This is a genomic window from Gordonia sp. OPL2 (assembly GCF_003797825.1).
Classification (GTDB): domain Bacteria; phylum Actinomycetota; class Actinomycetes; order Mycobacteriales; family Mycobacteriaceae; genus Gordonia.
In genome coordinates this window covers 26,982-50,165 of record NZ_RKME01000016.1, presented here as the reverse complement: position 1 = coordinate 50,165, position 23,184 = coordinate 26,982, and the positions used below count along the sequence as shown (strand labels likewise).

At 68.4% G+C, this 23,184-nt stretch carries 20 protein-coding genes; 8 read left to right on the top strand and 12 right to left on the bottom strand.

The annotated features are described in order from the left end of the window. Positions 1-100: 100 nt before the first annotated feature. Positions 101-1,054 (bottom strand): epimerase, encoded by a 954-nt coding sequence (locus tag EEB19_RS15645; protein ID WP_187587872.1) that lies wholly within the window; start codon positions 1,052-1,054, stop codon positions 101-103. Between the two features lie 133 nt (positions 1,055-1,187). Between EEB19_RS15645 and EEB19_RS15640 the strand changes: the two genes are divergently transcribed. Then, positions 1,188-2,066, top strand: a complete 879-nt coding sequence (locus tag EEB19_RS15640) for a siderophore-interacting protein (protein ID WP_187587870.1) — start codon at positions 1,188-1,190, stop codon at positions 2,064-2,066. 8 nt (positions 2,067-2,074) lie between these two features. On the opposite strand, the gene EEB19_RS15635 is transcribed toward EEB19_RS15640, so the two are convergent. From EEB19_RS15635 to EEB19_RS15625, 3 genes are all read right to left on the bottom strand, one after another. Beyond that, positions 2,075-2,494: a PPOX class F420-dependent oxidoreductase gene (locus tag EEB19_RS15635; protein WP_187587868.1), complete on the bottom strand. Its 420-nt coding sequence runs from the start codon at positions 2,492-2,494 to the stop codon at positions 2,075-2,077. Beyond that, on the bottom strand, positions 2,494-3,201 hold the full coding sequence (locus EEB19_RS15630; RefSeq protein WP_187587867.1) for a type 1 glutamine amidotransferase domain-containing protein: 708 nt from the start codon (positions 3,199-3,201) through the stop codon (positions 2,494-2,496). The genes EEB19_RS15635 and EEB19_RS15630 overlap by 1 nt, the downstream gene beginning before the upstream one ends. Positions 3,202-3,535: 334 nt before the next feature. Continuing rightward, positions 3,536-4,366, bottom strand: coding sequence for a sulfurtransferase (locus EEB19_RS15625; protein WP_187587865.1), 831 nt, complete (start codon positions 4,364-4,366; stop codon positions 3,536-3,538). A gap of 152 nt (positions 4,367-4,518) precedes the next feature. On the opposite strand from EEB19_RS15625, the gene EEB19_RS15620 reads away from it, so the two are divergent. Genes EEB19_RS15620 through EEB19_RS15605 form a run of 4 tightly spaced genes read left to right on the top strand, consistent with a single transcriptional unit; the run spans position 4,519 to position 9,000 of the window. Beyond that, complete coding sequence (locus tag EEB19_RS15620; RefSeq protein WP_187587863.1) at positions 4,519-5,595, top strand: NAD(P)H-binding protein; 1,077 nt, start codon at positions 4,519-4,521, stop codon at positions 5,593-5,595. Next, the gene (locus tag EEB19_RS15615) at positions 5,592-6,296 is read left to right on the top strand and encodes a CPBP family intramembrane glutamic endopeptidase (RefSeq protein ID WP_187587861.1); all 705 of its coding nucleotides are present in this window, start codon (positions 5,592-5,594) and stop codon (positions 6,294-6,296) included. The genes EEB19_RS15620 and EEB19_RS15615 overlap by 4 nt, the downstream gene beginning before the upstream one ends. After that, the gene (locus tag EEB19_RS15610) at positions 6,293-7,585 is read left to right on the top strand and encodes a CoA transferase (protein WP_187587859.1); all 1,293 of its coding nucleotides are present in this window, start codon (positions 6,293-6,295) and stop codon (positions 7,583-7,585) included. The genes EEB19_RS15615 and EEB19_RS15610 overlap by 4 nt, the downstream gene beginning before the upstream one ends. Further along, the gene (locus EEB19_RS15605) at positions 7,510-9,000 is read left to right on the top strand and encodes an amidohydrolase family protein (protein WP_222929945.1); all 1,491 of its coding nucleotides are present in this window, start codon (positions 7,510-7,512) and stop codon (positions 8,998-9,000) included. The genes EEB19_RS15610 and EEB19_RS15605 overlap by 76 nt, the downstream gene beginning before the upstream one ends. A gap of 62 nt (positions 9,001-9,062) precedes the next feature. Here the strand turns inward: EEB19_RS15605 and EEB19_RS15600 are convergent, their stop codons facing one another. Further along, positions 9,063-9,857, bottom strand: a complete 795-nt coding sequence (locus EEB19_RS15600; protein ID WP_187587857.1) for an MBL fold metallo-hydrolase — start codon at positions 9,855-9,857, stop codon at positions 9,063-9,065. Positions 9,858-9,891: 34 nt separating this feature from the next. Here EEB19_RS15600 and EEB19_RS15595 point away from each other — a divergent pair, with 34 nt between their 5' ends. Both EEB19_RS15595 and EEB19_RS15590 read left to right on the top strand, forming a co-directional pair. After that, positions 9,892-11,883 (top strand): phage holin family protein, encoded by a 1,992-nt coding sequence (locus EEB19_RS15595; protein WP_187587855.1) that lies wholly within the window; start codon positions 9,892-9,894, stop codon positions 11,881-11,883. 177 nt (positions 11,884-12,060) lie between these two features. Beyond that, on the top strand, positions 12,061-12,723 hold the full coding sequence (locus EEB19_RS15590) for an O-methyltransferase (protein ID WP_187587853.1): 663 nt from the start codon (positions 12,061-12,063) through the stop codon (positions 12,721-12,723). A gap of 193 nt (positions 12,724-12,916) precedes the next feature. Here the strand turns inward: EEB19_RS15590 and EEB19_RS15585 are convergent, their stop codons facing one another. From EEB19_RS15585 to EEB19_RS15575, 3 genes are all read right to left on the bottom strand, one after another. Next, positions 12,917-13,312: a nuclear transport factor 2 family protein gene (locus EEB19_RS15585; protein WP_187587851.1), complete on the bottom strand. Its 396-nt coding sequence runs from the start codon at positions 13,310-13,312 to the stop codon at positions 12,917-12,919. Between the two features lie 63 nt (positions 13,313-13,375). Beyond that, positions 13,376-14,254, bottom strand: a complete 879-nt coding sequence (locus tag EEB19_RS15580; protein ID WP_187587849.1) for an SDR family oxidoreductase — start codon at positions 14,252-14,254, stop codon at positions 13,376-13,378. Continuing rightward, the gene (locus tag EEB19_RS15575) at positions 14,251-14,736 is read right to left on the bottom strand and encodes a MarR family winged helix-turn-helix transcriptional regulator (protein WP_187587847.1); all 486 of its coding nucleotides are present in this window, start codon (positions 14,734-14,736) and stop codon (positions 14,251-14,253) included. Before EEB19_RS15575 ends, EEB19_RS15580 begins: the two co-directional genes overlap by 4 nt. Before the next feature lie 100 nt (positions 14,737-14,836). On the opposite strand from EEB19_RS15575, the gene EEB19_RS15570 reads away from it, so the two are divergent. Then, complete coding sequence (locus EEB19_RS15570) at positions 14,837-16,333, top strand: MFS transporter (RefSeq protein ID WP_187587845.1); 1,497 nt, start codon at positions 14,837-14,839, stop codon at positions 16,331-16,333. A 111-nt stretch (positions 16,334-16,444) separates the two neighbouring features. Here EEB19_RS15570 and EEB19_RS15565 read toward each other — a convergent pair whose 3' ends face one another. The 4 genes from EEB19_RS15565 to EEB19_RS15550 all read right to left on the bottom strand — a co-directional run bounded on the left by EEB19_RS15565 (position 16,445) and on the right by EEB19_RS15550 (position 22,984). After that, positions 16,445-16,945 carry a MarR family winged helix-turn-helix transcriptional regulator gene (locus tag EEB19_RS15565; RefSeq protein WP_262365698.1) on the bottom strand — a complete coding sequence of 167 codons (501 nt, stop codon included), beginning with the start codon at positions 16,943-16,945 and terminating at the stop codon, positions 16,445-16,447. Positions 16,946-17,032: 87 nt separating this feature from the next. Then, positions 17,033-17,920, bottom strand: a complete 888-nt coding sequence (gene thpD / locus EEB19_RS15560; RefSeq protein WP_187587843.1) for an ectoine hydroxylase — start codon at positions 17,918-17,920, stop codon at positions 17,033-17,035. 230 nt (positions 17,921-18,150) lie between these two features. Beyond that, positions 18,151-21,600 carry a serine/threonine-protein kinase gene (locus EEB19_RS15555; RefSeq protein WP_187587841.1) on the bottom strand — a complete coding sequence of 1,150 codons (3,450 nt, stop codon included), beginning with the start codon at positions 21,598-21,600 and terminating at the stop codon, positions 18,151-18,153. 154 nt (positions 21,601-21,754) lie between these two features. After that, positions 21,755-22,984 carry a glycosyltransferase gene (locus tag EEB19_RS15550; protein WP_187587839.1) on the bottom strand — a complete coding sequence of 410 codons (1,230 nt, stop codon included), beginning with the start codon at positions 22,982-22,984 and terminating at the stop codon, positions 21,755-21,757. Positions 22,985-23,184 lie beyond the last annotated feature (200 nt).

Below are 23,184 nucleotides of genomic sequence, written 5' to 3'. Positions count from 1 at the left end.
CCGGACTTCGTGACATCACCGTGGTTCGAAAGCACGGTGATGTTTCGAACCGAGGGTGGCTGTCGTCGGGGGGTGCGACCGCTCCGAATCGCCACACGGATCAGCCGATCAGGTCGGCCAGTGCGCCGTCGAGTTCCGGATATCGGAAGACGAAGCCGCGCTCACCGAGTACGCGGGACCGTGCTCGACGACCGGTCAGCCCGAGCTGCGGATCGGTCCGCAGCACGACGGCCCCCAATCTGAGCAGCGGGGCCGGAGTCGGTGGCGCTGCCGGTCGATGCAATCGACGGCGCAGGGTCGCCATCAGGTCGACGTTCCGCACCGGATTGTCCGTCGCCGCGACGACGACCCCCGAGGGCAGCGTTACCTCGGGGTCGAGCCCGAGGCCGGCCCGCACGATCGCGAGCCAGTCATCGCGGTGGATCCAGCTGAACCACTGCTGACCGGTACCCACCCGCCCGCCGAGTCCGAGTTTCGTCAGCGTCGTCAGACGTTGCAGTGCAGGCAAATCCGTGTCCAGGACGATCGATGTCCGCAGGATGATCGAATGATCGGCGTTCGCGCCGGCGGCGGCGTTCTCCCACGGCACCGCGACACCGGTCATCTGTGGCAGTCCCTCAGGGATCGGGGTGTCCTCAGTGCACCACACATCGCCGGCATCACTCCAGATCGCGGTTGTGCCGGCCTGTATCCACCGCGCGAGCGGTTTCCTGAGCCCATCCGCCGCCGACACGAGCGCCCGGGTGGGTTCGACGCGGCTGCGCCGCAGCGCGGCGATGTTCTTCTCGGTCGGACGGCAGTCGACGAGTTTGCCGGCGAGGTTGATCAGAGCGGTCGGCTCGTCGGAGTCGAGTACAGCGGACCATGCACCGACGGTCCGTCCGTCCCACCCGACTTGTCGATGCGGTGAACTGCCATCGGGCGACCGGGTCAGAATCGTGACGTCGATGTCCCGACTCGACAGATCGTCGGCGATGCGCTGCCCCAATGATCCACTGCCACCGGCGATCACAACTCTCGTCGGGCGCGCAGGTGCGGGGTCGTTGTTCGACATGAACTGAGGGTAGACCCGACGGCCAGACGCGCCCTATGTCATGCGTCACCGACCGAGACTCCGCATGAGGGTCACGTCAGAGCGGACGTCGCTCCGCGCGCGCCACCGACCGCCCACGTAGCGTGGTGTCGTCATGAGTTTCTCTTTCGCACAGGTGACGGCCACAGTGGATGTCGGTTCGCGGTTGCGGCGGGTCCGGTTCGAGGTTCCCGACCTCCGACGCCTCGGACTGCCGGATCTGCCCGATGAGGTCGTCGGCATCTACTTCCCCACACCCGGCCGATCCACGCCCCCGGAGATGACCCAGGTCGACGGGGTCTGGGCGTTCCACGACGTCGACCCGGCTCCCGAGGGACGCACCCTCACCGTCCGGGAGGTCGACCACCGGGCGGGCACGATGTCCGTGGACTTCGTCGTCCACGACAGTGGCCCGGCGACCGAGTGGGCGCAGGCCGCGCGACCCGGCGACCAGGTGACGATGGCCTACGCGCGCGGCTGGTATCGACCCGACCCCGCCGCCGACTGGCACCTCCTGGTCGCCGACCTCAGCGGGTTGCCCGCACTGGCCCGGATTCTCGGCACGCACCCGCGGCCGGAATCGGTCACCGCCGTCGTCGAGGTCGCCGAGCACGACGACCTCGAGTACGTCGGGTTCTCCGGCGACACCCGCGTGATCCCACTGGTCGGCAGCGGAAACGGGTTGTCCCCCAGCGTTCTCGGCGATGCCGTCGCCGGCCTCGACGTACCGGCCGGACACGGCTACTGCTGGTACGCGGGCGAAGCGGCGCAATCGCGCGCGGTCCGCAAACACCTCCGCAATGTACGAGGCTGGGACCGCGACCAGTACGACATCATCGGCTACTGGCGCGCCGAGGGCGAACGGTGGGCGCGACGCTACGCGGCACACGGCGACGACCTGCTCGCCGTCTACCAGCGCGCCTTGGCCGCGGGCAAAGGCGAGAAGGCCGCCGCCGAGGAGTTCGACGAAGCGCTGGAACGCGCTGGACTGTAGGTCGCCACTCAGCCCGACGGCTGGTCGTTGTCCTTGAGTTCTCCCCAGCCATACCAACGTTCGACCTCGATGACCGCCGTCGTGCGCGGGTTGTCGCGGACCGGGTAGTCGTTGCCGGTGTAGTGACGGGAGATGCGGTCGATGTCGGCGAGGTCGACGTCGTCGCGGAGCTCGACGACCCGGCCGATCAGCGTCACGTGGGTGTACCAGTTGTCGGCGAGCACGGTCAGCGTCACCCGCGGATCGCGCCGGAGGTGGCCGAGACGGGCACGCTGATTGTCGAGGTTCACCAGGACGTGGTCGCCGTCGAGGAGGTACCACGTCGCGGCGGTCACCGGCGCGCCGTCCTTGCGCAGCGTCGCCATCACCGACGGATTCGGCTTGGCCAGAAGCTCTTTCGCCCCGTCGGGCAGGGGTGGACGAGACATCAGTTCACCTTTCCGAGTCGTTCGACGAGGGCGGTCGCCAGAGGTGCAGACGACGCCGGGTTCTGTCCGGTGAACAGCGAGCCGTCGGTCTCGACGTGCGGCGCCCATGGTTCGTCGGCGATCACCTTCAGGCCGGCGTCGGTGAGACGGTCCTGCAGCAGCCACGGCGCTTGATCGGCCAGTCCGGCCTGCTGCTCTTCGGCATTGGTGAACGCGGTCACCGTCTGGCCGGCGAACAGACTCTGCCCGTTGGTGTCGACCGCCGACAGCAGGATCGCCGGACCGTGACACACGATGCCCAGCGGCACCTCGGCCTGCTTGGCCGCGGTGAGGATCGTGCCGGCGTCGGCGTCGACGGCGAGATCCTCCATGGGTCCGTGGCCGCCGGGCACGAAGACCGCGTCGTAGTCGGCGAGATTCACCGCCGACAGCGCGATCGGATTCTGGAACTCCGGCGCGCTCTCGATGACGTCCCGGAAATGCGTCGCGGCCTCCTCCGACCCCGCGCTCTCGGCGGAGAGACTCCCCTCGTCGACGGGAGGTCGCACCCCACCCGGAGTGGCGATCGTGACGTCGAAGCCCGCGTCCCGGAAGATCTCGAGCGGCGCAACCGCCTCCTCGGCCCAGAAGCCGGTCGGGTGCGTGGTCCCGTCCTTGAGGGTCCATCGATTCGATCCGGTCATGACGAACAGCACTGTCCGTGCCATGTCCAACCTCCTTCGGTCGTCGGATGTCGTCCCGATGGCCACGGTACTCAGGTTTCGGTGTGTGGTTGGGTGGTGGTTTCGATACGCGGCGGGCTCGCAAGCTCGCACGACGCTACTCAACCAGCGAACGAAACACCCCACACCGACCCGACTCACCGGCGCGCACGACGCCACTCAACCAGCGAACGAAACACCCCACACCGACCCGACTCACCGGCGCGCACGACGCCACTCAACCAGCAGACGAAACACCCCACACCGACCCGGACTCCCCGGCGCGCACGACGCCACTCAACCAGCGGAATCCGACCCGGTCGCAAGCTCGCACGAGGGCTCAACCAGCGGACTCCGACCCGGTCGCAGCGGGACGGTCCGGGTCCGACGACCACTGCGACCACGAGCCCGGAAACAGGGTTGCGCGGATGCCGGCGATCTCCAGCGCCGCGATCTCGTGGGCCGCGTTGATACCCGATCCACAGTAGGCGATCACCTCGTCACTGTCGCCGATTCCATTGTCCGCGAATCGCTTCCGGATGTCGTCGGCCGGGAGGAATCGCCCGTCGGCACCGATGTTGCCCGCGGTCGGCACACTGATCGCCCCCGGGATGTGACCGGCGCGCGGATCAACTGGCTCGACCTCGCCGCGATAGCGTTCGGCCGCACGGGCGTCGACGACACGAGCGGATGTTGCGGCGACCTCGTCGATCTCGGCGACCGGAAGGTGCCCCGGAGTGAGCGTGACCGACCCGGTGCGAGGCGTGGTGTCGCCGGACGACAGACGCAAGCCGGCGTCCCGCCAGGCACCGAGCCCGCCGTCGAGCAGCCGCACGTCGGAGTGGCCGCCCCAGCGCAGCAGCCACCACGCGCGCGCGGACGCGAGATTTCCGATGGCGTCGTAGGCCACGACCGGCGAACGGTCGTCGATCCCCCACCGCCGCGCCGCCGCTTGCAGGTCGGCGATGTCCGGCAGCGGATGCCGACCGCGTTGCGGCGAGGGCGCCGCGGCCAGTTCACGATCGAGGTCGACGAAGACCGCCCCGGGAACATGACCTTCACGGTAGTGATCATGGCCACGATCGTCGCCGAGCTGCCACCGGACATCGAGGATGACCGGCGGGTTGTCGGACAGCATGGCCTCGGTGAGGTCGTCCACGGTGATCAACATGGCCCGATCATGTCACCCACCCGGCGTGTTATCGGCCCGTGATCGACGTCCCGATCACGTTGCACGGGACGCCGTCGTTCTGCCGGGTGCGTTTGCCGCCCGTACCGTCGGGGTATGAGACGACCAATTCGTCCTGTGTCAGGGGGGTACTGATGAGGCTGTTCGTCACCGGCGCGTCCGGCTATGTCGGCTCGCGGCTGGTCTGCGCCCTGTTGCGTGAGGGTCACGATGTGGTGGTGAGCAGCCGCGACGTCGGGTCGCTCCGCCGCTTCAGCTGGTACGACGACGTCACCGCGATCCAGATGGACGCCGACGACCCGGTGTCGACGCGCCACGCGCTGCTCAAATCGGGAGAGATCGACGCGCTCTACTACCTGGTGCACGGGATCGGGCAGTCCGATTTCGACGGCGGCGACATCAAGGCGGCACAGAACGTGGCGCTCGCCGCGCGCGACGCCGACGTCTCCCGCATCGTCTACCTGGGCGGATTCGTACCGACCGGTGATCGCGACGATCTGTCCCCGCACCTGCGCAGCCGTGCCGACGTCGCCGACGCTCTCGATCTCCCCGACGGCCCCGAGGTGGTGTGGCTGCGGGCCGCGGTCATCCTGGGCGCCGGCTCGACGTCGTTCGAGATCATCCGGTACGTCGCCGACCGGCTCGCGGTCATCCCCGAGCCCAGTTGGACCGACAACCCGATGGACCCGATCTCCATCCGTGACGTCCTGCATTACCTGACTGCGGTAGCCGATCAGAAGATCCCGGCCGGCGCCTACGACATCTCCGGGCCCGATGTCGGTGCGCGTTACCACTCGGTTCTCACCGAGTATCTGCGCGCGATCAGGCAACCACGGATCCGGCTGCCCCTGCCCTACCTCAGCACCCGCCTGACCGGGCAGGTCGCCGGACGGATCGTGCCGGTGCCGACCTCGCTGACCGCCGATCTGGTGACCTCGCTGAACAAGCCGATGAACGCCTCCGAGCAGTCCATTCGCGATCTCGTGCCCGAACCCGACGGCGGGTTGACCCCGATGCGGGCGGCGGTGACGGCGGCCGTGCGCACACCTGCACCACGACCGGTGTGCGACCTCGCCGATGTCCACCATCTGGCCGAGACCGACCCGACCTGGGCAGGCGGGGACCTCATGCGAGTCCGGCGTCACGTCGATTCCGTGATCGGCTCCGCTGCACGACGGGCCCGAGGCATGGTATCCCTGCTGACAGGATGACCGACAGCATCGACGTACTCGTCCGACGAGTTTTCACCTCCGCACCGGACACCCGCCGCGATCACGACGGCGGGCTGATGCGGCGGCGAGTCGTCGTGGGCGTCTTCCTCGTCATCGGGGCGGTGATCCTCGGCTTCTCCCTCACCGCAGAGCCCGGCGACAGCTCGTTCTATCCACTGACCGTCGCCCTGGCCGCGACCTGGCTGGTCGGTGGTTTCCTGTCCGGGCCGATCCATGTGGGACGGTTCGCTTTTCGAGGCACCCCGTCGACCGCAGGCACAGCATCACTGGGGATCGCCGTCGGTGTGCTCGTCGGTGCGGCCTTCGTCGTCGGCGCGTTCATCACCCGAGAGATCCCCGCACTCGCCGGTCTCGTCACCGACGTCCTCGCCTTCCGCGACGCGGGCAGTCTCGTCGCGGTCACCGTGATCACCCTCGGCAACGGCGTCGCCGAGGAGATCTTCTTCCGCGGCGCCGTCTACTCCGCTGCGCAACGACTGCACCCCGTCGTCATCTCCACGGTGCTCTACACATTCGCGACGCTGGCGAGTGGCAATGTGATGCTCGGTTTCGCGGCGATCATCCTGGGCTGGGTGTGCGCGATCCTGCGCCGCAGCACCGACGGCGTACTCGCACCGATCTGCACGCACGTGGTCTGGGGCGTCGTCGTCCTGTTCGCACTGCCACCCATCTTCGCGTGAGCGGGCCGGCAGAGATCGTCGACGGGTGGCTACGAGCGCACTGGCCGTCGCTGCCGCGCAGCGAGCCCTCGATCGACGCCGTGCCCGGGTGCGCCGTGCTCGCCTGGGCCGCGAGCGGTGGGATGGCCCTCACCGGGGCCTCCGACGGCGCGCCGGACGCCTCTCCCGCGCCGGCGTTCGCAGTGCTCGAGGAACTCGCTGCCCAGCTGGCGATCACGACTGGGCTGACCGGCACTCCGGTGGACCTCGACGCCGCCGGTGTCATCGCGTGGCGGGCCGCGTTGCGGGGACTGCGACGCAATGGTCAGGTCGCCGCGGGCGGGATGACCCGGCTCCTCCCTTCGGCCGACGGCTGGTGCGCCATCTCGCTGAGCCGACCCGACGACGTCGCGTCGGTGCCCGCGCTGACCGAGAACGCCGGCACCGGTGACGCCTGGCGTGACGTCGCCGGCTACGTCCGTCGGACCTCGTCGGTCGCGGTTGTCGAGCGCGCCCAGATGCTCGGCATCGCCTCGGCACACCTACCTGACGTCACCGGCGTCCCGCGAGCGCCGCTGCCGTTTCGGGTCACTCGGATCGCCGATCCCACCCCGATCAGGCTCGCGGGCGCGACGGTCGTCGACCTGTCGGCCCTGTGGGCGGGACCGCTGTGTGGCGCGGTGCTGCACCGGGCGGGTGCACACGTCATCAAGGTCGAGAGCACCGACCGCCCCGACGGCGCCCGGGTCGGCGACCCCGACTTCTTCGCCTGGCTCCACCGCGGACAGGAGTTCCGCAGTATCGACTTCGCGTCGTCGGCCGGTCGAGAAGAACTGGCCCGGTTGCTCACCGGCGCCGATGTCGTGATCGAGGCGTCACGTCCGCGCGCCCTCGAACGACTCGGAGTCTCCCCCGATCAGGTGCCGCATCCGACCGGACAGATCTGGGTGAGCATCACCGGGGGAGGCCGGTCCCGGCCGATGCAGATCGACTTCGGCGACGATGCCGCGGTCGCGGGTGGTCTGGTCGGCCGATCCGAGGGCGGACCGGTGTTCTGCGCCGACGCCATCGCCGATCCGCTGACCGGGGCGGTCGCGGCCATCGCCGTCGCGGCTTCCGCCTACGCGGGTGGTGGGGAACTGATCGACGTGTCGATGGTGGACACGGCCCGCGCGTTCGCGGCGGCCGGACTCGACTGTCCCGGTGAGCATCACGTGACAGCGGAGGGATCGTCGTGGTCGGCGTGCTGCACGACGACGGGAGCCTCGGTGCCGGTGGCCCCGCCCGATCCGGGTCGTCGACCGTGCTGATCCGCCACGCCGGCCGGCCCGATGGCGAGCAGACCGACATCCGCTGCGACGGCGCAGTGATCGTCGAGGTGGGTCCGACGCTGCGGCCCCGCCACGACGAGGAGGTCGTCGACGCCTCCGGTGGTTGGGCCATGCCCGGACTGCACGATCATCACATTCATCTCCGATCACTCGCCGCGACACTGGATTCCGTCCACGTGGGACCGCCGACTGTACGCCGGCGAACAGATCTCGCAGATCTGCTGCGGGAGGCCGACCTCCGCGCCCCCTCCGGACAGTGGTTGCGCGGCTACGGATATCACGAGTCGGTGGCCGGATCCTTGACCCGCGGCGACCTCGATGCCATGGTCCCCGATCGGCCGCTGCGTATCCAACACCGTTCCGGCGCACTCTGGATGCTCAACTCTGTTGCATGCCGGGCCGTCGGTGTCGAGAGCTGCACGCTGCCCGGTGTCGAACGCTCGCCGGACGGCACCGCCACCGGACGTCTGTGGCGGATGGATGAGTGGCTCGGCGAGGTACTCCCCTCCACCCCACCCGATCTCACGACCCTGAGCCGGGCCGCGGCGGAGCGTGGGGTCACGGGCTTCACCGACGCGACACCCGGGATGTCGCAGTCGTCCGTCGACGGCCTCGCCCAGGCCGTCGCGACCGGCGACATCATTCAACGCGTGCACTGCATGGCCGATCCCGACATCGCGATGCCCGCGTTCAGCGTGCCCACCCAGTCCGCATCGTCGTGCGCCGGCACCGACCGATTCAGCCTGGGACCCAGGAAGATCCTGCTCGACGACGACCGGCTGCCCACCCTCCCGGACCTCATCGAGAGGATCCGGAGATCGCACGCTGTCGGGCAACCCGTCGCCGTGCATTGTGTGACCCGCCTGCAACTCATCGTCACGATGACCGCGCTCGACGACGCCGGTGTACTCGACGGTGACCGGATCGAACACGGGGCGATCGCGCCGACCGACTGTTTCGAGTGGCTATGTCGCCGGCGGATCATCGTGGTGACCCAACCGAACTTCCCGCTCGAGCGCGCCGACCAGTACGACACGGACGTGCCCGACGAGGATCGTCCGGATCTGTGGCGGCTGGGCAGTCTGCTCGACGCGGGGATCGCAGTCGCGGCCGGAACCGACGCGCCGTTCGGCAGACCCGACCCCTGGCAGGCGATAGCCGCTGCTGCACAGTGCCATTCGGGGCGCGATGTCGGGGAGACGGTGTCGACGACGACAGCACTGCGGCTGTTCTGGGGTGCCGGCGATCAGCCTGCCGCGCCGCGCCGACTCGAGGTCGGGGCGCTCGCCGACCTCACGATCACCCGTCAGACACCCGCCGAACTCGCCGACGACCCGGCTGCCGCGGAGATCTGCGCGACCGTCGTCGGCGGCCGGGTGATCCACCGGGGGTGACGGTCCACCCGGGGACACCTCACTGCCACCCCTCACACCGGCGCCCGTCACACCAGCGCCTCTCACTCCGACGGCAGTTCCAGTACGCCGCCCGGCTCGAGTTCGGTGGCCATGATGTCACGGGCGCGCGCCCGGTCCACGAATTCGCCTCCGGGAGCGAAGAACCGATCCGGCCGCACACGTCCGAGGCCGATCGGCCACAAGGTGCCGAAATGAACGGGCACGACGTGGCCGGCACCGATCTCCTCCGCGGCGACCACCGCCCTCCCGGGATCCATATGTCCTGCACCGAGCGTCGGTCCCCACCCGCCGACCGGGAGCAGTGCGAGGTCGACGTCGCCGACCCACTCCGCCAGATCGGGATAGATGTCGGTGTCACCCGCGAAATAGGTTGTCGCATCACCGGTCACCACATACCCCAGCGCGGCGCAGGCGTGCGGTCCACGACGCCACCGCCGGCCGTCGTGGTCGGCGGGCACCGCGCGGATCGTCACCCGACCGATCGGGATCTCATCGCCCGAGGTGACCTCGATCAACCGGCCGCCGACCTCGCGCAGGGCGGGCACGGCATCGGGAGCGTGACGCGGCACGACGATCGGGACGTCGTCGGCGATCATGCGCAGCGACGGCAGGTGCGTGTGGTCGGCGTGGAGATGTGACAGCACCACGACGTCGGGCGAACGGACGGCCGGGTCGTCCGGTGTGCGCCCGCGTCGTCGTCGGAGATGGACGACCCGTGACGTGAGGACGGGGTCGGTCAGTACGGTCGTACCGGCGTCGCGGATCAGGGTGGAGGCATGTCCGAGCCAGCGGACACCACTCGGCGCGCACACAGGGTCGTCCTCGGCACCGCCCATGCCATTACCATCCCAGAGCAAGTGGAAGGACGCCATGCGCAGCACCGCCCGAGTCGTCGGCATCGTCATCGAGCTCGTCATCCTGTGGCTGACGTCCGCGCTGGCCCTGCTCGTGCTCGACGCCGTCTTCGATGGGGTGACCCTGTCCACCGTCGACGTCGACGGTCACTCGACGACGCTGCCGGCAGCCCTCGCACTCGCCTTCGTCTTCGGACTGCTGAACGCGATCCTGTGGCCTGTCGTCGTGCGGGCGATGTCGTGGATCGGTCCGGTCGTCCTGTTCGTCCTCGTCTTCGTGGCGGGGGGTCTGCTGTTGATGCTGTCCCTGGTCGTGGTGCCGGTGGCCTCGGTCCATCGGACCGTCGACCTGTTCATCATGGCGGCACTGCTGTCGTTGTTCAGCTCCGTCGTCGGCGGTGTCGTCGCGTCGCGGTCCGATACGTCGTACCGCCTGATGCAGGTGCGCCGACAGCGGTTCCGCCGACGGCGGAGCGTGTCGTCGGCGGCCCCGGGTCTGTTGTGTCTGCAGATCGACGGCCTCGGTCACGAGGTGCTGCGGCGGGCGATCGCCGACGGCGTCACCCCGACACTGGCCAAGCTGGTCCGCGAGACCCATCGCCTGATCCCGTGGCACACCGACTGGAGCAGTCAGACCGGGGCGTCGCAGCTCGGCATCCTGCACGGGTCGAACCACAACGTGCCCGCGTTCCGCTGGCTCGACAAGTCGACCGGCGCCATCGCGGTGTTCAGCAATCCGCGCAGCAACGAGATCCGCGAGATCGAACGCGCGGACATACCCGGTTTGCTGGACGTCGACGGCGCCAGCCGCGGGAACCTGTTCACCGGCGGGGCCGACGACAACGTTCTCGTCGTCAGCCGCATGCGCGGTGCGCGCCTGGGCGGGGGTGCGGGATACGGGTCGTACTTTCTCGATCCGTCGAGCGCCCTGCGCACCGTCGTCCGGATGATCGCGGAGATCCAACGGGAACTACGCCAGTCGTGGCGTCAACGTCGGCGCGACGTCCGTCCGCGCGTCTCCCGGGGCGGGGTCTATCCGTTCGTCCGCGCCTTCACCACTGTCGTGGCCACCGACGTGACGGTCGCGGCGGTCGTCCGTGACCTGATCGAAGGCCGCAGCATCATCTACGCCGACCTCATCGGCTACGACGAGGTGTCACATCACTCGGGTATCTCACGCCCGGAAACCCTTGCGGTACTGACGAAGATCGACGAGACCATCCGGCTGCTCCTGGCCGTCGTCGAACAGGCCGATCGCGACTATCGGGTGGTGTTCCTGTCCGATCACGGCCAGAGTCAGGGCGCCACATTCAGTCGGCGGTACGGCGAGACATTGGCACAGGTCGTCCAGCGGCTCAGCGGGGTCCGCGATCACGCCGAACCGGACGACTCCTCGTCGGCGGCCGGACATGGCGAGGGCCGGCTCTACGCGTCGGCGAGTATCGGGTCAGGGGCCGCCGACGAGGAGAACGTCGCACCCACCGACGAGGCGGTCGTACTCGGTTCCGGAAATCTCGGGCTCATCAGCTTTCCCAGCATCAGCGGACGCGCACATGCGGGGCAGATCGAGAACGCCTACCCCGGACTGGTGGAGGGACTTCGCCGCCATCCCGGCATCGGCTTCCTGCTCGTCGCCGATCCGGACGGCGGGTCGTCGGTGCACGGCGCCGACGGCAGCGTGGACGTCGGCAGCGGAGCGGTCACCGGTGTCGACCCGTTGCGCCATTTCGGGACTGATGCGCTCGAGAAGATCCGTCGCACCGATTCCTTCGACAACGTCGCCGACATCATGGTCGGCGGCGCGTACTGGCCGGAGACCGACGAGGTCGCCGCCTTCGAGGAACAGGTCGGCTCCCACGGCGGGATGGGCGGACCGCAGAGCACACCATTCTTGCTGTACCCGACGGAGTTGCCGGACCCACCCGATCCGCTGTGCGGCGCCGAGCAGGTCCATCGTGTACTGGCCGGGTGGCGGGATCTGGACTCCGATTCGCCGACCGTGTCCTGAATTTCGCCCATCGTGCCCAGGCCGGACCCACTCGGCGAAATTCAGGGCACGGTCGGCGAGGGGCAGGGTCGGCAAGGGGCAGGGTCGGCAAGGGGCAGGGTCGGCGCGAGGCGAGGTCGGGACGCGGTCACAGTGAACACACAGGGCATCGTCAGCCCCGATGGTTAGCGTGGTCGTATGACCACGAGCCTCGACAGCGGCGAGGTCGCTGCGAAGACCTCCGCCCTCTACGATGCCGCCGACGCACAGCGTGCGAATCAGTCGCGCCCACGACGCGACCGCACCGGCCACGAGCCGCTGGGCAGCGCGGCCGAGCGGGCCGACGCCGCCGAGGACCGTTATCTTCCGATCAGCCCCACGGCCGGGCGTCTGATGTACTCGCTGATCCGCGCCACGCGACCCGCCGTCGTCGTCGAATTCGGTATGTCCTACGGGATCTCGACGCTGCATCTCGCAGCCGCCGTGCGCGACAACGGTATCGGCCAGGTGTACACCACCGAACTGAGCTCCAAGAAGATCGCAGCCGCGTCGGCGACGTTCGCCGAGGTCGGCCTCGACGACGTCATCACCGTCCTGGCCGGCGACGCCCTAGAGACGCTCACCACGGTGCCCGGCGAGATCGGGTTCGTCCTCATGGATGGCTGGAAGGAGATGTACCTCCCGGTGCTGCAGGTCATCGAGCCGCGAATCCCGGTGGGAGCGCTGCTCGTCGCCGACAACACCGAAGCACCCGACACCGCACCGTATCTCGATCACGTCCGGTCACCGGAGAACGGATACACGAGCGTCAATTTCCCCGGCAAGGCCTCCGACACCATGGAGTTGTCCTGCCGGGTGTGATCCCGACATGCGCCGACCGTGTCCTGAATTTCGCCCATCGTGCCCAGGCCGGACCCACTCGGCGAAATTCAGGGCACGGTCGGCGAGGGGCAGGGTCGGCGCGAGGGGCGAGGTCAGCGCGAGTGGCAGGGCCGCGCGAGGCGAGGGGCAGGGTCGGCGCGAGGCGGGCTGGGGCGAGCAGGAGAGGCGAGCGTCAGCTGTTCTGCGCCGCCACCTTTGCGATCTCCTCGAACCGAGCACCCATCTCGCGGGCCAATGCCTCTGCGGCGCGGAGAGGACGGACCATCACCATGAAGTCGACGATCAGGCCGTTCTCGTCGAAGCGCAGGAAGTCGCAGCCGGTGACTGCGAGACCGTCGACCTTCGCCTCGAAGACCAACGCATGGTCGACGTCGCCGGCCGCGCCGATCTCGCGCACGTAATGGAAGTCCTCGAAGACCTCGACGACGGCGCGCAGGATCGCGGCGGTGATGGCCTTGCCCTCGTACGGCTTGAAGGCGACCGGGCTGCGGAACACCACGTCGTCGGCGAGCATCGCCTCGACCGCATCCATGTCACGTGCATCGATGGCCTCGCGGAAACTCGTCATGCCGATCTCCTCATCTGCCTCATCCGAACGTTCCGGCCGTCTGCGCCCGAACGATGTCTGGGCTCAGTATTGCGCGACCCGTCCCGCACGCGGCGCGCGGTACATGGTCCAGAGGAATCGCGGAACCGCGCGCATCGGAAGGGCCCGCGGCCAGTCGTCGGTGCGGATCAGCGCGTCGGTACCACCGTCGACGACGATGACGCTGCCGACCAGGAAGTCCGCCGACGACGACAGCATCAGCATCACCCAGTCGGCGATCTGATCCGACGTCCCGAACTCGCGTATCGGCAACGGAAACGACCGGATCTGTGACCCGGTGTTGCTGTCGAGCTGCGCCTGGAGCAGCGGCGTCATCACCGGCCCCGGTGTGATCACGTTGAGCCGGATGCCCGCGCCCGTCCAGTCGTCGGAGACTGCGGTACGGCGACTCCACCGGGTGACCGCGATCTTCGACGCCGCATAGGCCACCGGTCCGGCCAGTGCTCCGCGGCGACGGATCTGACGGACCGCTCGTGTGACGTCGCCGTCGACGAGCCGCCGGACGGCCGATCGCGGGACGAAGGGTGTCGTGGTGGTCGAATTCGAGCCGAAGACAACGACTTTCGCGGCATCCGCAGCGGCCAGCGCCGGGCGCCACGCGGTCAGCAACTCGGTGACGCCGAGGACATTGACCTCGGCGATCATCCGTTCACGGCCACGACGGGGACCGAGCCCTGCCGCCATGACCGCGCCGTCGAGCCGTCCACCGCACTGTTCGAGGACCGCATCCGCCGCCCGCCGTCGGCCCTCGGACGTCGACAGATCGGCGACGACCTCGACGTCCTGCAGATCCACGCCGATCACCGTGTGGCCGGCCGCGCGCAACCGTTGGACCGTCGCGGCGCCGATGCCCGACGCCGCACCCGTCACCGCATAGGTGCGGGCGTCCGCGCTGCCGGTCACAGCGCCTGCGGCCTTCTCGCGCGGTCGTCCGACCGTGCGGTCGTCCGTTCGTACGCGTCGTTGAAGGCACGCATCTCATGCAGCAGGGACTCGGGCGTACCGGGCGCGAGATCGGAGAACACCTGGATGAGCCGCTCTGCGCGCAGCCGCCCGTCGTGCTCGAAGGCCTCGACTCCCGCGCGCGTCGGCCGGATGAGCCGACTGACCTGTCCGGAGACCTCGAAGCGCTCGAGATACCCGTGTTTGATTGCCGCGTTGACCTGGCGGTTCACCGTCGATTGGTCGAGTTCGAGTTCCTCACTCAGGGTGCGCAGGGTGCGCGGGTGGCCGTCGGCGAGCGTCCAGAGGATCGTGAAGGCCGACAGTTCGAGAACCGCTCCGTCGATCACATTGGTCTTTCGTCGGCTGAAGCGCAGCAGTTCCTCGGCCAGATCGCCATAGACAGGCGACGGCCAGAACGAGGCATCCCCGGCGTGCGACATCCCCAACGTCCTCCCTTGCCGAATATCGGACAATCTACTCAAAGTTTGGAATGTGCATCGTACATATGTACGCTACACATCGACAACGAGAGGATGCCACATGAGCAGCCACCAGCCCGACGACCGGGTCCACACGCCCGTCGCCGAGGAACTGACCGACGGTGAGCACAGCGGAGCCGCGGTTGCCGTCGTCGCCGTCCTCTGTTTCGGCGGCCTCGTGGCGTCGCTCATGCAGACCCTGGTCATCCCGATCCAGCCCGAGCTCCCACGTCTGCTGAACACCTCGATCTCCAACGCATCGTGGGTCATCACCGCGACGCTCCTGGCCGCTGCGGTGGCCATGCCGATCGCCGGGCGACTCGGCGACATGTTCGGCAAGCAGCGGATCATGCTGGGCAGCGCCGCGCTGCTCGTCGTCGGATCGCTGATCTGCGCACTCGGCGGCTCGCTGATCCCGATGATCATCGGCCGTGCGGTGCAGGGTCTGGCGATGGGCTTCATCCCCGTCGGCATCAGCCTGATGCGCGAGGTCACCCCGCCGAAGCTGACCTCGATGGCTGTCGCCGCGATGAGTGCGACGCTCGGCGTCGGCGGCGCCATCGGCTTGCCGCTGTCGGCGTGGGTCGCCCAGTCCTTCGATTGGCGCGCACTGTTCTGGGTGGCCGCCGGTCTCGCGGTCGTGGTGACGCTCCTCGTCGCCTTCCTCGTTCCCCACGTCGACGACAGCAACGGCGGACGTTTCGACATCGTCGGCGCCGTCGGCCTCGCCCTGGGCCTGTCCGGCATGCTGATCGCCGTCTCCAAGGGCAACGATTGGGGATGGGGATCGGGCACGACGCTCGGACTGCTCGTCGGCGGTCTCGCGATCCTGCTGCTGTGGGGCGTCTTCGAACTCCGGCACTCGGATCCGCTGGTCGATCTGCGGACCACCGCCCGGCCCTCGGTGCTGCTGACCAACGTCGCCGCCATCGCGATCGGTTTCGGCATGATGGCGCAGGCCGTCGTGATGCCCCAGCTGCTCGAGATCCCCAAGGCGATGGGCGGGCTCGGCCAGACGCTGCTGGCCGCGGGTCTGTGGATGGCGCCGGGCGGTCTGATGATGCTGGTGTTCGCACCCGTGTCCGGCACGCTGATCAACAAGATCGGCGCCAAGTTCACGATGGCCATCGGCGCTGCGGTTCTCGGCCTCGGCTACTTCGGCGCGTTCCTGCTGATGAACGCGCCGTGGCAACTCGCGGTCGCCTCGGTGATCTGCTCGGCCGGTGTGGGCATCGGATACGCCGCGATGCCGACGCTGATCATGAGTTCGGTGCCGATGCAGGAAGCCGGTGCTGCCGTGGGCCTCAACGGCCTCATGCGGTCGATCGGCACCACGAGCGCCTCGGCGGTGATGGCCCTGGTGCTCACCAGTTCGACAGTGAGCTACGGATCCGTCGAGGTGCCCAGCCACTCGGCGTTCCAGTGGTGCTTCCTCATCGGCGCGATCGCCGCGTTCATCGGCGTGGCGATCACCCTGTCGATCCCGGCCGCCCGCAAACGTGCCGCGGCCAAGGCCGAGTCCGACGCCACCGACCTGACCCCGGCGGCACAGGCCTGATCCCACGGACCCGCCGAACCCGCCGCTGGTCGAGTAGCCCGCGAGGAACGAGCAGCTACGCATCCGCTGGTCGAGTAGCGCGCGAGGAACGAGCGAGCGTATCGAGACCACTCACGAGACGCGATGTCGGGCAAGCGCATCCAGCCGGTGCAGCGCGGGCAGCGCCGCCACCAGTGCCGACATGTGCTCCTCGGGTAGACCGGTGAGGTAATCGGCGATCCGCGCGATGTTCCGGCGTTTGCGATCGACCACGTATGCCTCGCCGGCGTCGGTCAATTCGACGAGGGTGGCACGACGGTCGTCGGGGTCGTGCCGTCGTACCACCAATCCAGCTCTCTCCAGCGTGGAGATCATCGCCGTCATCGTCGGTTGGGCGACACCCTGCGCACCGGCGAGCGTGGTCACCCGCTGTGGGCCGCGACTGCGCAGCATCGCGAGGGTGGACACCGCGGTCATGCTGATGTCGCGAGGGATCTGCCGGACGAAGTCCGACATCAAGGCGTAGAGCGCATCGGCCGTCGCACCGATCGCACCATCGCCGCTCTCGTCCTCTCGACGGGCCATGCGTCCCGATCCGTCACCGCCGCCGGCGGATGCCGACGTATCCACCATTGACCCAGTTTAGGGTGGCCGCACCTCCTGTACAGCCCCTTCCGGGGGACGGTTGCGCCGTCCCCCGGATGTCAGCAGGTCACCGCGTCAGCGGTGGGCGAGATGCTCCGGCCGTGGGTACGCGGCGCCGAACGGATCATGCAACGCGTTGGACTTCGCGTTGAACACCACGAACAGGTTGCTGCGCGGATACGGGGTGATGTTGCCCGACGACGCGTGCAAGCAATTCGAGTCGAAGTACAGCGCGGAACCGGCCGGACCGGTGATGGTGTCGATGCCGAGGTCATCGGCGAGCTCGGTGACGTCACTCTCCTCGGGGGTGCCGAACGGCGGCCGATAGGACACCAACGACTCCTCGTGATAGCCGTCCGGGGTCTCGCCGACGCAGCTGACGAATCGTTTGTGTGACCCGGGGACGATCATCAGCGAACCATTGTAGGAATGGTTGGGCGTCAACGCGATCGACACACTGAGCGCACGCGGCGACGGCATACCGTCCTCCGCGTGCCAGGTCTCGAAATCGGAGTGCCAGTAGAACGGCCCACCGGCGAAGCCCGGCTTCAGGTTGACGCGGCTCTGGTGGATGTACACATCGTCGTCGAGGATCTGTCGGGCCACGCCGACAACGTCTTCGCGAGAACAGATCTCAGCGACCACGTCGCTGAGGTGATGAACGGCGAACAACGACCGGACATCTCCGCTGGTCGATTCGCGGATCACCCGATCGTCCTCCCCGAGACGATCCGTGATCGCGTTCACGTCGTCGAGACACCGTGTGATGTCACGGTCGTCGAGCACGGATGTCGTTGTGTGATACCCCCGTTCGTCGTAGCGACGGAGTTCCGGGCTCGACAGTGGTCCCGGGTTGTTCATGCTGCCCCAGACGACGGGATGCGGGCGCGGCTCGATCTGGCTGTGCTCGGCGAGCCGCGTGCGGTACACGTCGACGGAACGGGTTGCTGTTTGAGTTACCACGATCTGCGTTGATCCTTTCCCTCATGGGCATCCGATGTCGTGCGTCGGGAGTTCCCAGGCGGAAATCGATCAAACACCGAAAACCGCAAGGGATCTCTCGGCGCAGGACACTCGTGCCGGTGCGCTGTGGAATTGTCGTGCGCCCCGCCGGGGGCGCCCATCTGAGGTTGTCATCCATGGCATCACGGGGCAAACCCGCAGGTGTGAGCGCCCGACGGACAGGGACGTCGTCAGCGCGGCGACCGCACGACGCGATCGAGGAAGTCGGTGGGCACGCCGAACAGCGACGAGTCCGGGTTCGCACCTGACCTTCCCGACCGGATGTCGGTGACCAGTGAACGGAACACGGCACCCCCGTCCGTCGGGTAGCGGACCATGCCGACCCGCGCACAGACGACGAGGACGTTGCCGGCATGACGCAGCGCCTCAGTCCGGTGCCCGGCGGCGGACAGACACACCGCCAGTGCGCGCTCCGCGCGCAATCGGGCACGCTCGCGTCCGGTCCCCTCGAGTCGCTCGACCCACTCGCGCGCCCACCGGCACGCGAGATCCCGCTCGTCCGAACCGGAGTCGGCGCCGCTGCGGGCGAGTAACCGCATCGCCGTCTCCTCGTCGAGCTGCGCGGTGATGGCCGCGATCCCCGTACCGACGGCGGATCGTCCGTCGAAACGCACCCTCGCCTCGACGGTCCTGCGCGTGGGCAGCCCCTGGATGACCTGCTCGGTCTCGATGAACGCACGCAGTCGCTGCGCACGCAGTCTCTCGGCGACGTCGATCCCGTCGTCGAGAAGCCCCGCTGCGATGTCGACGTCCCCGCGTGCCAGCGCCAGTCGCGCTCCGATCAGGTAGCGCGCCTTGATCATGTCGATCACCCCCTCCTCGGCACCGAGTTTGAAGCTCTCGTCCAGCAGGGTGGTGGCCTCCTCGAGCTGACCGCGCTCGTACAGCACCTCGGCCAGTACGGCGCAGGCCAGGCGCGCACCCTGCGAACGGGTGGCGGATCGAGCACCCACCGAGACCCGCAGGGCATTGCGGAAGCAGTCCTCGGCCCGGTCGAGATCGAGCTGCTCGAAGGAGGCCAGGCCGTCGAGGGCGTGCCCGTACATGACTCCGTACGGGCCGGTGTTCTGCTGGTGATAGCGGGCCGCCCACTCCTGCCACCGGTGCGCGTTGTCGAAGTCGAACCGGAAGGTGGAGCTGATCGTCGCGACGTTGGCCGCGGCCGACACCACGAAAGGCGCCAATGTATCTGGACGGGAGAGACATTCGTCGACGAGTTCGTCGAGGCGTTGATGACGGTCCGCGGTGGCCCGGGTACATGCCTCCGCGACGTCGGCCTCGACCCGGATGTCGGCGACCTCCGACTCCGACAGCCGATGACCGTCGTCGATGGCGACGTCGACGCGCTCCAGCGCGGCGTGCGCGCGATCGGTCTGATGCAGAAGGAGATTCGCCCAGGCGATCAGCAGTTGCAGCCGGGGACTGGTGACGACGGCCACCGGCGGAAGCTTGTCGACGAGACCGAGCAGCGTCGTCATCTGCGAGTTCTCGATCAACCGACCGCCACCGCCCTCGACAAGGCCGACCGCGCGCTCGGTGTCGTCGGCGGCCAGGGCGTGATCGACCGCCTCGTCGAGCAGGCCGCGGGCGGAGAACCATTCCGACGCCGTGCGGTGCGAGGACACGATCCACTCCGGCTGATCGCGTTCGAGCCGTCGACGGAGGAAGTCCAGGAACAGCGGATGGAACCGGAACCACTCGCCTTCCTGATCTACTCTGCGCAGGAACAGGTCTCGCTCCTCGATGTCCTCCAGAATGGCCTGACTGCGTACTTCACCGCTGAGCGCTGTGGCGAGTCCGGCGCAGATCCGTTCGGGCAGTGCGACGGCCAGCAGGAAGTTCAGCAGATCGGAGTCCAACGTGGACAGCACGTTCTCCGCGAGGAAGTCCCCGATCGCGTGATGTCGGCCGGAGATGTGGCTGATCAGTTCCGCCGGCGAGTCCGATCCTCGCAACGAGAGGCAGGCCAGTTGCAGCGCGGCCACCCATCCATCGGTCGAGTTCCACAGTTCGTTCACCTCGGCGCGATCGAGATCCACACCCGAGATGTCGACGAGGAACGACCGTGCCTCGGTCTCGTCGAAACACAGTCCGGCGATGTCGATCTCGACGAGCTCGTCGCGCACCCGCATCCGGCTGACCGGCAGACCGGACCGTGCGCGGCTGGTGACGATGATCTGCAGGTGGTGACATCCGCGTTCCAACAGGAAGTCCATCGCGGCGAGAGACGCCGGGTCGGTGACGCGGTGCCAGTCGTCGACGATCAGCGCCACCCGTTGGTGCCGCGAGTGGATCTCGTTGATCAATGTCGTCAGCACATACTGATCCGCACGTGCGCCGTGCTCCTCGAGCATGTCGGCGAGGTCGCCGACGACCACGGGATCGACCCGTCGGACCGCCTCGACGAGGTTGGCGAGGAATCTCGCGAGGTCGTTGTCGTCGGCGTCGACGGTCAGCCATCCGACGATCACACCGTCGCGCACCAGTTCCTCGCCCCACTGCGTGGCGACGGTCGTCTTCCCGTATCCGGCGGGCGCGTGGATGAGGACGAGACGCCGTCCTTCGCCCGCACGCAACGTGTCCATCAGGCGCGAACGCGGCACCTGCGACTTCGGGCGCAGCGGCGGACGGAACTTGGTCGACGGCGTCGGCGGGGCGGTGGTGACGCCGGATCGGACGCGCCGCTCGGTGACGGTCGCGACCGGGTCGTCGGACCCGGCGAGCGGCAGCGCCATCTCGTCGACGGCGACACCGAGCCGGCGCTGGACGTCGCGCAGCGCCTCCCCGTAGTCGGCCACTGTCGTCGGGCGATCGCCGGGCTCACGCGACATCGCCCATTCCACCGCGTGCGACAACGGTGCGGGGATACCGGCCTCACCGAGATCCGGCACCGGCTCGGCCGCGACCCGGAGGAAGTGCGCCACGACTTGCTCTCCACTGCGTCGTTCAAAAGCGGCGTGCCCGGTCAGCGCACAGAACAGGGTCGCCCCGAGCCCGTAGATGTCGGAGGCGACGGACGGGACCGAACCGGTCAACAACTCGGGTGCGGTGAACGCCGGTGACCCGGTGACCAGATCGGCGTCGGTCTCGAATCCGCCCGAGATCCGGGCTATCCCGAAGTCGGTCAGCTGCGGTTCACCGTACTCGGTGAGCAGGATGTTCCCCGGCTTCACATCGCGATGCAACGTGCCGGATCGGTGTGCCGTCTCGAGTGCACCGGACACCTTCACCCCCAGCCGGACCACGTCCTGCCAAGCCAGTGGTCCGTGCTTGCGGATGCGCGCGTCCAGCGAGTCGTGCGGGTGATACTGCATGACGATGAACGGATGGCCACCCGGTGTCGCACCGACCTCGAGGATGTTCACGATGTGGGGATGGCCGGACAACCTGCCCATCGCACGCTGTTCCCGGACGAACCGCTCGAGGTTCTCCTCATCCAGGTGATCGGTGAGGACCTTGACGGCCACGGCCCTATCGAGTCCGGGCTGGGTACAGCGGTAGACGGCGCCGAATCCGCCGTGCCCGATCAGTTCCGGATCGGCGAATCCCGCGGCCACGAGTTCTGCGGCGATGTCGGGCGCGACATCACGCTGGGTCGTCTGCGGATCGTGCTCGCCCATCTCCTGTCACCTCGATCGCACGGTGTGCCCTCGATCGGTTGTGTGATGCAGGTCTCACCACACAGTCCAGCCTAGCCCCGCGTCGCGATCGGCCGAGGTCGATCGACACGGGCCGCAGAAACCCCGCGCCGATCACTGCGCAGTCGGCCGACGGTCAGCTCGCCGCCGCCTCCAGCACGTCGCACGCGCGTGCGACTGCGACGTCCGGCGGGGTCAGGGTGGTGGCGAGTGCGGCCGCGGCGTCCGCCACGTCGTCGTCGAGCAGGATCGCCAGGTCGTTGGCACCCAGCAGCCGCAGCCGGCGGCCATCGCCGACGCCGAGTTGCCGCAGCGCCGCCGTCCACATCGGTTGGTCGGCACTGATCCAGCCGACGACGGCGGGGATCCCGGCGCGGGCGACGGCCGCCGTGGTGCCGGCACCGCCGTGGTGCACTGCGCCACGGCAGTGCGGCAGGAGCTGTTCATGGTCGAGGGCGTCGGCGACGTGCAGGACGTCGTCGCGCGCGGTGATCTCCTGCGAGGTATGGGCGATGACGCGCAGCCCGAAGCCGATCAGCGAACCGACGATCCCGTCGATCCGGCCGGCCTCGACAGGCATGCTGCCGAATCCGACGTACACCGGCGGGCGCCCCGCATCGGCCCAGACGATCGCCGCCTCGGTCGCCCGGCCGTCGTCGCCGTTGAAACGACGACGGGTGCCCGCGTCGGGCAGCAACGCCCCGGTGAACGGTCGGGTGGGTCCCCACTCGTTCGGCAGCCCCGGGAACAGTGCCGGGTCGTAGGCCTGGACCTCCGGCGTGCCCGCGGCGTGAAGTCGTTGCGGCAATGGCTGTCCGGCAGGTGCCAGGCCGAGACGTCTGCGCAGGTCGCTGTCGCGGCCGCGGACGGTCCACCAGTTCACGTGGTCGCCGATGGCCCACAGCGCCCGGCGGGCCCAGCGCGGCGCCCCGAAGACATCGACCGTCTCGTTCGACCGGATCGGGCAGTAGTGCAGCGGCACGAAGGCAGTGTCGTTGCCCTCGGCGACCGTGGCCGCACGTTCTTGCGCGAGCAGTCCGGTCACGAGGACATCGGCATCCTGCGCGAGCTCACCCATCACCTGCTCGGAGGTGTCCGCGCCGAATGCGGAGATCTCCGAGAGGGCCTTGAGCCGCACCGACGGGTTCTTGCTCTTGAGGCGTTGCTTCACCAGCGGACTGCGCAGCAACTCCGAATTGTCCGGGCACAACACCCGCGCCGACAACCCGGTTCGTGCGACTGCCGGCACGATGTCCTCGGGTGCCGCGACCGTGACCTCGTGCCCGCGGTCGGCGAGCGCCTGCGCGACCGCGACACCGGGCTGGACGTCTCCACGACTCCCATGCATGGCGAAACCGAATCTCATGAATCCCCGAATCCCTGATCTTCTCGTACCGACTGTGTGTTCACGCGTCCTGACCTCGACCTCAAGGGCCGAGATCCTCGCCGAGGATAACGACCGCGGGGATGGCAACGCTGTTGTCGCTCTCACAGCGCCGCATTCGACTCTGACATCGCCGACGGTACCGGGTCAACCGTCCCAGACGATTGCAACAACTGTTGTGG

What these genes read in the sequence shown, in the direction of transcription:
- EEB19_RS15645 (WP_187587872.1), bottom strand. Translation starts at nt 1,054, where the DNA reads ATGTCGAACAACGACCCCGCACCTGCGCGCCCGACGAGAGTTGTGATC.
- EEB19_RS15640 (WP_187587870.1), top strand. Translation starts at nt 1,188, where the DNA reads ATGAGTTTCTCTTTCGCACAGGTGACGGCCACAGTGGATGTCGGTTCG.
- EEB19_RS15635 (WP_187587868.1), bottom strand. Translation starts at nt 2,494, where the DNA reads ATGTCTCGTCCACCCCTGCCCGACGGGGCGAAAGAGCTTCTGGCCAAG.
- EEB19_RS15630 (WP_187587867.1), bottom strand. Translation starts at nt 3,201, where the DNA reads ATGGCACGGACAGTGCTGTTCGTCATGACCGGATCGAATCGATGGACC.
- EEB19_RS15625 (WP_187587865.1), bottom strand. Translation starts at nt 4,366, where the DNA reads ATGTTGATCACCGTGGACGACCTCACCGAGGCCATGCTGTCCGACAAC.
- EEB19_RS15620 (WP_187587863.1), top strand. Translation starts at nt 4,519, where the DNA reads ATGAGGCTGTTCGTCACCGGCGCGTCCGGCTATGTCGGCTCGCGGCTG.
- EEB19_RS15615 (WP_187587861.1), top strand. Translation starts at nt 5,592, where the DNA reads ATGACCGACAGCATCGACGTACTCGTCCGACGAGTTTTCACCTCCGCA.
- EEB19_RS15600 (WP_187587857.1), bottom strand. Translation starts at nt 9,857, where the DNA reads ATGGGCGGTGCCGAGGACGACCCTGTGTGCGCGCCGAGTGGTGTCCGC.
- EEB19_RS15595 (WP_187587855.1), top strand. Translation starts at nt 9,892, where the DNA reads ATGCGCAGCACCGCCCGAGTCGTCGGCATCGTCATCGAGCTCGTCATC.
- EEB19_RS15590 (WP_187587853.1), top strand. Translation starts at nt 12,061, where the DNA reads ATGACCACGAGCCTCGACAGCGGCGAGGTCGCTGCGAAGACCTCCGCC.
- EEB19_RS15585 (WP_187587851.1), bottom strand. Translation starts at nt 13,312, where the DNA reads ATGACGAGTTTCCGCGAGGCCATCGATGCACGTGACATGGATGCGGTC.
- EEB19_RS15575 (WP_187587847.1), bottom strand. Translation starts at nt 14,736, where the DNA reads ATGTCGCACGCCGGGGATGCCTCGTTCTGGCCGTCGCCTGTCTATGGC.
- EEB19_RS15570 (WP_187587845.1), top strand. Translation starts at nt 14,837, where the DNA reads ATGAGCAGCCACCAGCCCGACGACCGGGTCCACACGCCCGTCGCCGAG.
- EEB19_RS15565 (WP_262365698.1), bottom strand. Translation starts at nt 16,945, where the DNA reads ATGGTGGATACGTCGGCATCCGCCGGCGGCGGTGACGGATCGGGACGC.
- EEB19_RS15555 (WP_187587841.1), bottom strand. Translation starts at nt 21,600, where the DNA reads ATGGGCGAGCACGATCCGCAGACGACCCAGCGTGATGTCGCGCCCGAC.
- EEB19_RS15550 (WP_187587839.1), bottom strand. Translation starts at nt 22,984, where the DNA reads ATGAGATTCGGTTTCGCCATGCATGGGAGTCGTGGAGACGTCCAGCCC.